Origin of the sequence: Paenibacillus wulumuqiensis, assembly GCF_000971965.1 — a bacterium.
Taxonomy (GTDB): domain Bacteria; phylum Bacillota; class Bacilli; order Paenibacillales; family Paenibacillaceae; genus Saccharibacillus; species Saccharibacillus wulumuqiensis.
Genome location: NZ_LAQP01000014.1, coordinates 196,199 through 207,395, shown reverse-complemented (window position 1 = coordinate 207,395; position 11,197 = coordinate 196,199). Strand labels below are relative to the sequence as shown.

The 11,197-nt window shown below is 52.2% G+C and carries 8 protein-coding genes and 1 riboswitch; of the genes, 7 read left to right on the top strand and 1 reads right to left on the bottom strand.

Features of this window, described 5'->3' with window-relative positions; genetic code table 11:
- The first annotated feature begins 82 nt into the window (after positions 1-82).
- A complete protein-coding gene (locus WH45_RS22940) occupies positions 83-1,774 on the top strand; it encodes a GDSL-type esterase/lipase family protein (protein ID WP_052723830.1) in 1,692 nt (563 codons plus the stop codon).
- 194 nt (positions 1,775-1,968) lie between these two features.
- On the opposite strand, the gene WH45_RS16985 is transcribed toward WH45_RS22940, so the two are convergent.
- On the bottom strand, positions 1,969-3,396 hold the full coding sequence (locus WH45_RS16985) for an NAD(P)-binding domain-containing protein (RefSeq protein WP_046215606.1): 1,428 nt from the start codon (positions 3,394-3,396) through the stop codon (positions 1,969-1,971).
- A 259-nt stretch (positions 3,397-3,655) separates the two neighbouring features.
- Positions 3,656-3,755, top strand: a riboswitch (purine riboswitch).
- A 63-nt stretch (positions 3,756-3,818) separates the two neighbouring features.
- Between WH45_RS16985 and ade the strand changes: the two genes are divergently transcribed.
- The 6 genes from ade to WH45_RS16955 all read left to right on the top strand — a co-directional run bounded on the left by ade (position 3,819) and on the right by WH45_RS16955 (position 11,157).
- Positions 3,819-5,603 carry an adenine deaminase gene (gene ade, locus WH45_RS16980; protein ID WP_046215605.1) on the top strand — a complete coding sequence of 595 codons (1,785 nt, stop codon included), beginning with the start codon at positions 3,819-3,821 and terminating at the stop codon, positions 5,601-5,603.
- 142 nt (positions 5,604-5,745) lie between these two features.
- Complete coding sequence (locus WH45_RS16975; protein WP_046215604.1) at positions 5,746-5,931, top strand: hypothetical protein; 186 nt, start codon at positions 5,746-5,748, stop codon at positions 5,929-5,931.
- A 354-nt stretch (positions 5,932-6,285) separates the two neighbouring features.
- The gene (locus WH45_RS16970) at positions 6,286-8,001 is read left to right on the top strand and encodes an ABC transporter ATP-binding protein (protein ID WP_046215684.1); all 1,716 of its coding nucleotides are present in this window, start codon (positions 6,286-6,288) and stop codon (positions 7,999-8,001) included.
- Between the two features lie 472 nt (positions 8,002-8,473).
- Positions 8,474-9,358, top strand: a complete 885-nt coding sequence (locus WH45_RS16965; RefSeq protein ID WP_046215603.1) for a helix-turn-helix domain-containing protein — start codon at positions 8,474-8,476, stop codon at positions 9,356-9,358.
- Complete coding sequence (locus WH45_RS22935; protein ID WP_052723829.1) at positions 9,355-9,996, top strand: GNAT family N-acetyltransferase; 642 nt, start codon at positions 9,355-9,357, stop codon at positions 9,994-9,996. Before WH45_RS16965 ends, WH45_RS22935 begins: the two co-directional genes overlap by 4 nt.
- Positions 9,997-10,059: 63 nt before the next feature.
- The gene (locus WH45_RS16955; protein ID WP_046215602.1) at positions 10,060-11,157 is read left to right on the top strand and encodes an alpha/beta hydrolase family protein; all 1,098 of its coding nucleotides are present in this window, start codon (positions 10,060-10,062) and stop codon (positions 11,155-11,157) included.
- Positions 11,158-11,197: the final 40 nt, after the last annotated feature.

Here is an 11,197-nt window from a genome sequence, read left to right as displayed (position 1 = left end):
AACTATCTGTTATTTATTCATTTCATCCCATTTTGCATCCGGCCAATCGTTCACCGCGATGCACGGAAAGGACAATTCCAGTATGCTACACATTATAAATCATTACAGCGACCAACCTGTAAATAAAATCATCGATTCCCCTTTTTCTCCTGCTTTGCATCTGTATCTGAACGAATCGGCGGCGCCCCGGCCGTGCATGCTGATCCTGCCGGGTGGGGGCTATCACCATCTCGCCGAGCACGAAGGAGAACCTGTCGCCCGCTGGCTGAATGCACTCGGGATCCATGCCGCCGTGCTGGAGTACAGCACATTTGACTCTCTGACTGCTTCCGGCAGTGTCAGCGAACATCATCATATTTCCCGAGCCGAAGCGGAAAGTGCTTCCTTGCAGACAGATGAAATCAAAACACCGGTAGAGAACGAGGATCTAAAAGAGGATTCCCGGCGAATCAGCTCCTTTGCCGAACATACAGATCCAGCAGTTGGCGCTTCTCACCCGCTAATCGACCCTGATGAGCGATTGCAGGAGACCGAAGCAGCGCTGCAGCTGCTCCGGCAGCATGCCGGAGCATGGCGTATTCTGCCGGAGCAGATTGGATTGATCGGATTCTCTGCTGGCGGTCATCTGGCTGCACTCACAGCCGTCATGGGCCGCATTCGCCCTCATCTGCTGATGCTGTCCTATCCGGTCATTACATTCCGCGAACCGCATGCACATCAGGGCAGTCGGCTTCATTTTCTCGGTGAACAGCCTCATCCAGGAATGATCAGCCGTTTCTCTGCCGAACAGCAGGTGGATGAATCGGTGCCGCCTACTTTTATCTGGGCAACAGCCGATGATGCCAGCGTGCCTGTAGAGAACAGCCTACTGTTCAGCCAGGCGCTCTCTGCCCATCGTATTCCGCATGAACTGCATATTATGGAGAGCGGACGGCATGGACTCGGTCTGGCACAGGAGCATCCATACTGTCATCAGTGGACAGAGCTGGCAGCAAACTGGCTGCAGCGGCATCTCTCTGCTCCATTGACTCAGACACTGCCCGGTATGGATGCTGCTCAGAGACGGCCCACGTTATTCATCGCCGGAGATTCCACTGCCGCGATCAAAGGCGCTTCCGAGAAGCCGATGAGCGGCTGGGGTGAATATATGGCCGAGCATTTTGGTGGAGCAGTGACCGTGGACAACCGGGCGATCAACGGAAGAAGCACACGTTCCTTTCTGGCGGAAGGTCGGCTGGATCATATCGCCTCAGACCTGCAGGCCGGTGATTATCTGCTGATCCAATTCGGACATAATGACGAAAAGTCTGCCGATCCCGCCCGCTATACAGACCCGGACACGGATTACCGCAGCAATCTGCGCCAATTTATCGATACCGCCAGACAGCATGGCGCGATTCCGGTACTGCTGACGCCGGTCAGCCGTAGGCGCTTTCTGCCGGATGGAACTCCTGATCCGTTATCGGTCGGCGTGTACCCGGAAGCGATGAAGCAGACCGCTGCAGCGGCAGATGTACCACTGCTCGATCTGTTTGCCGCTTCCCAGCAGCTGTATGCTACACTTGGGGAGAGTGGTTCGAGGAAGCTGTTCATGCATTTACCGCCGGGACAGCATCCCAACTATATGGACGGCATTGCCGATGATACCCATTTCTCGGTCCAGGGAGCACAGGCGATCGCAGAGCTTGCCGTCTCTGCTATCCTGCAGCATCCCGCGCTTACTGCACTGCATAAGCTTGTACAGCAGCACAACCGTGAATTATTGGCCCGTTAAACATTGGCCCGTCAAAGCACTTTTCGGATATCCCCTTTTGCTGTGGTATGCTGCATAGATAGGAAATGCAGCCGCAGCCAAATAAGCATTTCACTTCCAGAACATTATCCATAACATACAAACAAGCAGATCCGCATCCCGCAGATCTGCTTGTTTGTATTATTATAAACGTCATCAGTTTACCTGCTTGTCAGTTAAGATCCGTTGACCACTTTGGACCAGCGACCGACAAACTCTTCCTGATCGTAGGCGAAGAACTGGCTCAGAATATGTTCCTTGTCATCAAGGAACAGCTGATCGGCTACCGCTGTCACCAGCCGGGGAACAGCATTTTTGGTCCCGGAAATGGCGGAGGCGGACAAGCCGCAGCTGGCCAGTGCGGAATAGTTGAATACAAACAGTCCATGCAGCATTCCTGCTCCCGTCTCGTCCTTACTCTGCAGAGCAAATCCCGTACTGAGATACGGATGGGCGTCGAGCAACACATTTCTTATCTCTGACGCAGCTGCATAACGATCCTGCCAGCGGGCGATATGATCCGCTACAAGTCTCAGCTCCGGACGCAGCGCCGGATCACTGAGCAGTCCCGTGCTGATAATCAAAAAGTCAAAATCATACTGCCCATGCGGCGTCGTAACTCTGGCCCCCTCCCCCCAAGGCTCTACACCAAGCCATGGCGATCCCAGATGCAGCTCAAAACCCGGCCAGGACGCCGCACGTTCAAACGTATCATTGGTCGGCGGCTGATTGAATTTGAAAAAGTGGGCGATCACCGCATATTTCTCGGCATCGCTCAGTGTATGGAAACGTTCGATCATTCCCGACACTTCCATCTGGCGAATCGGATTCACACTCGGCAGCACTTCACGACGGACAAATACATGGGCTTCAGCCACTCCTTCGCTCAGCGCATGGTTGGCATTGTCAAAAGCTGACGCCCCACCGCCCAGCACCGCTACCCTTTTGCCCCGAAGATGATGAAAATCGATCGGTTCCGAAGTATGGGCATACAGATGACCCGGCAGCCGCTCGGTTATCATCGGCGGTATATGCCATTCGCCGCCGCCCTGAATGCCTGTCGCCAGAATCACTTTGCGAGCCAGTACCGTATCCCTCGGTGCTCCCGGTCCGCTAATATGCAGTCGGTGCAGCCCCGGAGTTAGCGGTTCGATCAAATCCAGCTGAACTTCATTGGCTACAGGCAGGCGAAGCAGCTGCCGATACCAGCGCAGATAGTTCATCCACTCTCCGCGCGGAATCTTGTCCACCTGCTCCCAGCTTTGCGGTCCATGCTGAGCCTCCCACCAGGAACGGAACGTCAACGACGGAATCCCCAGATCGATCGATGTCAGATGCTTGGGCGTACGCAGCGTAACCATTCGCGCATATGTCTGCCACGGCCCCTCGAATCCGACAGGGTTCTCGTCAATAACCAGAATATTCGATATCCGCTCACGCAGCAGGCCAAAAGCCGCTCCCAACCCACTCTGTCCGCCCCCGATAATGACAGCATCATATACATGTCCTTCCGGATGATATACCGGACGTACCCAATCCGCTCCGCCATATGCCAGATAAGCCAGATCCTGCTGCACACGCTCATTTAATGCTTCCAGACTCATAAGACCCCCGCCTTTCATCCTGTCCATTTGGCTCATTATAACGGTCAATTATGAACTTCCGGTATATCATGTTAATTAATTTGTCATTAAATATAATATATCAATGCCTATTTGTATAATTAAACTAACATAATTAATAATATAGATGAAATTAATCTTTATAATCTGCTTTTAAAATTAATTTATGTAATAAAACATAACTCATACTTGCTATCTGCCTATTCTTCCTCTAAACTAAATTTTAATTTCCATATACATTAAATTTGTATCCATTTTCTTTCGTATAACCCCGGTAATACGGTCCGGGGGTCTCTACCAGCAGCCGTAAAATCCTGATTACGAAAAATGCTGCCATCTCTTTGTCATGCATTTTTCGTAATTGGGATTTTTGTATTCATTTTAGACAAGGAGTGAACAAGACTATGGAATGGACAGCAGAAGCGCTACAAAAGAGAATTGATGTCGCCAGTCACCGGGTTCCTGCCGATCTGGTAATCCGGGGCGGACAGATTGTCAATGTATTCACCGGTGAGCTGATGCAGCAGGACATCGCAATCGTGGATGGGGTTATCGCAGGTATTGGTACCTATGAAGGCAGGGAGATCGTGGATGCTGCCGGTAAATGGATTATTCCCGGTCTGATGGACGGGCATGTGCATATTGAGAGCTCCATGCTGTCTCCGCAGGAATTTGCCAAAGTCGTTATTCAGCACGGAGTTACCAGTGTGATCACCGATCCGCATGAGATCGGTAGTGTGGCGGGTATCGATGGTATTCGTTATATGCTGGAGCAATCCGAGGGACTGCCGGTCGACCAGTATGTCATGCTGCCTTCCTGCGTACCGGCGACGTCTTTTGAGAGCAGTGCTGTGTGTCTGGAAGCGGAGGATTTGGAGCCTCTTTACGAACATCCACGAGTGCTCGGGCTGGCGGAAGTGATGGATTTTGGTGCGCTATCCAGTGCAAGTGCCGGTATGCTTGGTAAAATCGCTTCCGCTCATGCCCGGGGCAAATATGTGGATGGTCACGCTGCAGGCATTGCTCCTGAGCAGCTGGGCATCTATGCTGCCGCAGGCATTCGTACCGATCATGAATGTATTCATGCACAGGAAGCCCGGCAGCGTCTGGAGCTGGGGATGTATGTAATGATCCGCGAAGGCACGGCGGCCAAGGATCTGGAAGCCATTTTGCCGGTGATTACGCCCTACAATTCACGCCGCTGCCTGTTTGTTACGGATGACAAGCTAATCGATGACCTGCTGGATGAAGGCAGTGTCGATCACAATATCCGGCTGGCGATCCGTCACGGTCTGCCGGCGGTGACAGCGATCCAGATGGCGACGCTCAATACAGCCGAATGCTTTGGACTGCGGGACCGGGGTGCTGTTACGCCAGGCTACACGGCCGATCTGGTCATACTGGACGATCTGGAACAGATCTCTATTCATGAAGTATACAAAAACGGCAAATGCGTTGTCCGCGGCGGCAGGCTGCTGGAACAGGATCTTGGCAATAAAGCAGCAGAATCTGTACCAGCAGGCAGCAGTACTGCTGCGCTGTCACGCTGCCGGACAGCTCCAGTCACACTGGATCATCTGGTGCTGCCGCTGAACAGTGACCAGTGCAATGTGATTGAGATTATCCCCAATTCGCTCGTTACGAATCATGCGCAGTATAGGGTCGACCGGAAAGGCGGCTATTTCGCCCCTTCCACAACCGATGATCTGCTCAAACTGGCTGTCGTGGAGCGCCACCAGGCGACCGGCAATATCGGACTGGGCATTGTCAAAGGATTCCGGCTGCAGCGGGGAGCCATCGTCTCCACCGTCGCCCATGATTCCCATAACCTGATTGTCGCCGGTACTTCGGATGAAGAGATGCTGCTGGCGATCGAACATATAACCAGCGTAAATGGCGGCCTGGCCGTTGTCGCCGGCAACGAAGTACTCGCTTCCCTGCCGCTGTCGATTGGCGGACTGTTATCCGAGCGTCCTTATGAAGAAGTATATCGTCAGATGAAAAAGCTCAACCAGGCGCTGCTGCAGATCGGCGCTGCCCAGCATTTTAATCCGTTCCTGATGCTGTCCTTCCTCGCCCTGCCTGTGATTCCGACGCTCAAGCTGACGGATCTGGGGCTGTTTGATTTTGTGTCCAATCGCCATATTGAAGTAGCGGTACAGCCGAATATGAAGCCTGCTCCCCTGTAAATATGCCAGCAATTTCCCTTGCCCATCGATAATTCATATATTCCCAATTCTATTTCCGTTTTGGTGTATAAAATGGAATGTCTTTGCCGATATATACATTAACAGCATTCCATTTTACACACGCAAAGGGGAATAATTATATATGATGTGGCTCAAAGGATTATTTTTGATTGTTTATGCACTGATGGTCGGAATGGCGGCTGTGCTGCTGGCTGTATTTATCCACACAGGCCCAATGCAATACTTTCTGCATCCGAGCAAACTTGAGCAAGTTTATACCTATTCTGCACATGAGGTTACCAACAAGCAGCACGAACCACGCCTGTAATTGCCCGGCTGCTGCAGCGTAACCCTGTTCTGGCAGCAGTACATCTGCGATAAGATGGAATGCAATGGTTCGGATCGATAGTACATGACTTTGTCGGCGCATTTAGATATTTATTCGTAACATCCCTGATATGCTCATCTCCGGCATATCAGGGATGTTTTGCTTTCCCGTCCGGCAGGTATGATAAAACAATGGACTTGTCCGACTGTAAACGATTACTATATTTATATGCGCTGTGATACAGTCGCGTGAATGAGCGGCTTTGAACCGGTCGACGGAGCCGTAAAACAGTATGGGGACGTGATCTGCCGCCGCCTGTGGCACAAGAAAATTACATAGAAAAGAGTGGTTATTATTCTGAAGCGTTTCTTCGCCTACTATCGTCCCTACAAAGGACTTTTCTTTCTCGACTTTACCTGTGCGGTGCTGGCGGGACTGCTCGAGCTGTCATTCCCGCTGGCGGTTAATACGTTTATCGACAAGCTGCTGCCCGGACAGAACTGGAATCTGATTCTGCTCGCCAGTCTGGCACTGCTCGGTATTTATGTACTGAATACGTTTATGCAGTATATCGTGACCTATTGGGGGCATATGCTCGGAGTTAATATCGAGACCGATATGCGGCGTAAGTTGTTTGGACAATTACAAAAGCTGTCGTTCCGCTTTTTTGACAATCACAAGACCGGTCATCTCATCGGCCGAATTACGAATGATCTCAACAATATTGGCGAAGTTGCCCACCATGGTCCGGAAGATGTATTCATCGCCATTATGACGCTGATCGGTTCGTTTATCCTGATGTACAATATCAATCCCCAGCTGGCGATCATTACTTTTGTCATCATTCCGATTATGGCCTGGGTGATTATTTTCTTCGGCGGCCGGATGACGACGGCCTACCGCAGACTGTTCGGGGATGTCGGTAATTTCAATTCCCGGATCGAGGACAATGTAGGCGGGATCCGGGTCGTGCAGTCTTTTGCCAATGAAGAACATGAGAAAAAGCTGTTCGAAGTCGACAATCAGAGTTACCGCAGCACCATGCTGCTCGCCTACAAGACGATGGCCCGCAGTCTGGCCGTCAACTATATGATGATGCGCATGATTACGATTCTCGTGCTGATCTTTGGGGCGTGGTTCTTTATCAGCGGGCAGATCAAGATCGGGGAGTTTGTCGCTTTCCAGCTGCTTGCCAATATTTTCTTCCGTCCGATCGAGAAAATCAATGCCGTGATCGAGAGCTATCCCAAAGGAATCGCCGGCTTCAAGCGTTATCTGGAAATTATGGACACCGAGCCGGATATCGCGGATCGTCCCAATGCGGTTGAAGTGACCCATCTGGAAGGTAATATCCAGTTTAACCATGTCAGTTTCGGCTATGAGCCGCACCGCTCCATTCTCAACGATATCAGCCTGTCGATCCATCCGGGCGAGACGGTTGCTTTTGTCGGGCCGTCCGGTGCGGGGAAGACGACGATCTGCAGTCTGCTGCCGCGCTTTTATGAAGTGGACGAGGGCAGCATTACGATCGACGGCATCGATATACGGGATATGAAGCTGGAGTCGCTGCGCCGCCAGATCGGTATTGTGCAGCAGGATGTATTCCTCTTCTCCGGTACGATCCGTGAAAATATTGCCTACGGCAAACTGGATGCCAGTCTGGATGAAATCTGGCTCGCCGCCGAACGTGCCCATCTGTCCGAAGTGATCCGCAATATGCCGGACGGTATCGAGACTGTGATCGGCGAGCGCGGCGTCAAACTGTCCGGCGGACAGAAGCAGCGGCTCTCCATCGCTCGCATGTTCCTCAAAAATCCGCCGATTCTGATCCTCGATGAAGCCACATCGGCACTCGATACCGAGACCGAAGCCGCGATCCAGCAGTCTCTCTCCGAGCTGGCAGTCGGACGCACTACCCTCGTTATCGCCCACCGGCTGGCAACGATCAAAAATGCAGACCGGATCATCGTCGTCAACCAGGACGGTATCGCCGAACAGGGACATCATCAGGAACTGATCGCAGCCGGCGGAATCTACAGCCGCCTGCATCAGGCACAGTTCGGCAGCTAATCGATACACCTGGCAATATGCAAAGGAATGCCCGGCATCCCTGCTGCTACAGCAGAGACGCCGGGCATTTTTGATGTAAACAAGCCCCCATGATAATGATCCTGATTTTCTGCTTGACCTTGGGTCTGACCCAGGCTTTATAGTAAAGACAGGGAACAATCGGTTCTACCCGCTAGTACTACCGAACAGTACTACGGAACATTACTATCTGCTTTCTCTATACGGTATACTCTCTTCCTTATACTTTCTTCACTGCATATTCTCTTTTTGCAGCGTACTTATTCTGACACAGGATTCTGTTGAATGGTCTCTCAGTGCAGCATACTGGCCCTGCCGCCGGTCTCTGCTCAATGATCTCTCTGTGCAGCATACTTATCTTGCTTACCAGACTTTGCCGAATACGCTCTCTTTATTGCACCCCTATCTTGCCATCGTACAGTGCCTGTCAGACATGGAAAGGAGTATTAGCCGAATGAATAACTACCTCACCATCAGCGAACTCGCCCGGCTGATGAATGTATCGACCCATCAGATTCGTTATTTTGAAGAACAGGGGGTGCTGCTGCCCGCCTGTGTCGCTGACAATCAGTACCGGATGTATGGAACGGATGAAGTATACCGGCTCTCCCATATTTTACTGCTGCGCAAGCTGGGGGTTCCGGTTCGGCAGATTCGTGAAAGTATGGATTCCTTCTCGGCGGACCAGTACAGTCAGCTGCTCCGGGATTCGATGGAGCAGCTGGATCAGCAGATCTCGCAGCTCACCCAGCTGAAGCAACTGACAGCGAATGTGCTTGGCGAATATGAAGAGCATTACGCTTCCGGCAGCAGCCCGTACCGGATTCACAGCTGCCCGCCGCGACAGCTTCACCTATGGACCGAACTGCAGTATGGAGAAGCGCTCACCGCCCGCCGGATGCTGCAGCTGAATCCTTATCCGGAGGATCTGTTTGAGACCGATCTTTATTATATCCAGCAGGAGGATCAGCTGCTGCTCTGCTATATGGATCAGCAAGCTCTAGCCGGGCATGTCCATTTCCCGGTTCAAGCGGTTTCGACCCATACCGTTCACGGCAAAGCTGGCGATCAGCAAGCCGATTATACAGCTGCACCTTCCATCTCATTGGCGGGCGGTTCATACCTGTGCGCACATATTCAGATTACGGAAGAAGAGGAACTGCACCGGCATATCCAGCAGTTCGAGCAGCATATGCAGCAGCAGAATCTGCTGCCCGCCGGTCCACTGATTCTGATCGAAAAGTCGTATCTGTCGCTGTTCAACAATGCTACTCTTCATTATGAACTGCAAATGCCGCTCACAGCGGACCGAGCCAGTCTGGAGGATCATCCATCATGATGACCAGTGCTTCCAGCCCGCTTGCTCTAACCATCAGTCCCTGTCTGTCCGAAGAACTGCCTGCCGTCTGTACACTTCTGGCCCATTCCTTTGGCGATATATTCGGCTCCCTGGTCCGGCTGGATGAACAGCAGCTCGTTGCCCTGCTAATGCAGACCTGGGCGCCATATGCTCTCGCTGCAAATCGTACGCAGATTGCTGCACGAGCGGACGGGCAAATGGTCGGTGTGATCGGCCTGCAGTGGTATGCCGGCAGTCAGGCAGTCTACTCTGCGCTGCCCCATTTCGGTTCATTGAGCAGACAGTATGGCTTCTGGAATATGTGCCGATTTGCAGCAGGTATGTCTGCCCTGGAGCATACTCCGCGTCCGGGTGAAGGATATATTGAGCATATCGCGACAGCGGCTGCCTATCGCGGACGCGGCATCGCCCGTTCGCTGCTTCAGTGGACCCGGCAGCATATGTCCGCATATGATTGGAACCGCCTGACTCTCCATGTCTCTTATAACAATGACAATGCAATTAATCTATACGAAAAGGACGGCTTCCAGCACATCTCTTCCCATTCCAGCTGGACCCGGCTGCTGCTGCATGAACCGGGCTGGCATTATATGGGCTGGAAACCCGATCAGCCATAATCCACCATGCCATGTACGGATGATTCGTCTGTAGTATTTATTTGATTAAAGGAGTGAACCTTTTTGCATAATCGACGTCTCCAATTGATCCTGCTCTCAGGCATCATTGCTGCCATCCTGTTACTTCTGCTGGCGATCTTCCTGGTTCAGAATTCCTACGATATGACCGAGGAGCAAGTATCCGTGCCTACTGAAAATGGTGTAATGACCGGTATCCTCACCATGCCAAGGCATGTGGATCATCCGGTGGGCTTGATCGTCTTCGTCCATGGCGACGGGCCGATCGATGCCAGCTATGACGGATTCTACCGGCCGGTATGGGAGCGATTCGCCGCAGCCGGTTATGCCTCCCTCTCACTGGATAAACGGGGAATCGGCGGCTCTGCAGGCAGCTGGCTGCAGCAAAGTATGGAAGACCGAGCCAATGATACCGTCGCAGCGATCCAGTGGGCGAAAAAGCAGCCGTCCATCGATCCGAGCCGTATCGGTCTCTGGGGAGCGAGTCAGGCAGGCTGGGTCATTCCCAAAGTCGTCGCCAAAGAACCTTCTCTCGCTTTTAGCATTCTCGTCTCCCCGGCGATCAACTGGATTCGGCAGGGCCGCTATAATACCCGGCAGGAAATGCTTCGGGATGGTGCCACCGAGCAGGAGATACAGCAGGTCCAGCAGGAGGATCAGCGGGTTCTGAAGCTGCTCCAGCGGCATGCCTCCTACGCAGATTATCTCAAAATAGCCCCTGCCAAAGATCCCATCTCGGAAGAGCGCTGGAAATTCATTATGATGAACTTCCAGTCCGATGCCAGTGAGGAACTGCGCAACTTCCATCATCCGGTTCATCTGGTACTTGGCACCGAGGATATCAATGTGGATATTAGAGAAACCGAACGATTTTACCGTCGATCTATCCCGGAAAAGCTGCTGTCGGTTACGGTCATTCCGGGCGTGGACCATTCGATGGTGCCTTCCAGACTGGTGCATTCTTCCTGGCAAATGGTATTGACAGCGATTTTCTTCCCGCGTCAGGTTAGCAGTCCGGCCTATCTGGATGATCTGGAACACTTCTTATCCAGCTATTCCGCGATTAGATCAACGTCAATGTCTATGTCTATGTCTATGTCTATGTCTATGTCTATGGATCAGCGTAATTGGCATGGCCCGTAAGGCTAGGTATGTAAAAAACCCTTCCCGCCGGGTATGCTGC

Coding starts and splice junctions, on each gene's coding strand:
- WH45_RS16975 (WP_046215604.1), top strand. CDS start 5,746: ATGATGTGGCTCAAAGGATTATTTTTGATTGTTTATGCACTGATGGTC.
- WH45_RS22935 (WP_052723829.1), top strand. CDS start 9,355: ATGATGACCAGTGCTTCCAGCCCGCTTGCTCTAACCATCAGTCCCTGT.
- WH45_RS16985 (WP_046215606.1), bottom strand. CDS start 3,396: ATGAGTCTGGAAGCATTAAATGAGCGTGTGCAGCAGGATCTGGCTTAT.
- WH45_RS22940 (WP_052723830.1), top strand. CDS start 83: ATGCTACACATTATAAATCATTACAGCGACCAACCTGTAAATAAAATC.
- ade (WP_046215605.1), top strand. CDS start 3,819: ATGGAATGGACAGCAGAAGCGCTACAAAAGAGAATTGATGTCGCCAGT.
- WH45_RS16965 (WP_046215603.1), top strand. CDS start 8,474: ATGAATAACTACCTCACCATCAGCGAACTCGCCCGGCTGATGAATGTA.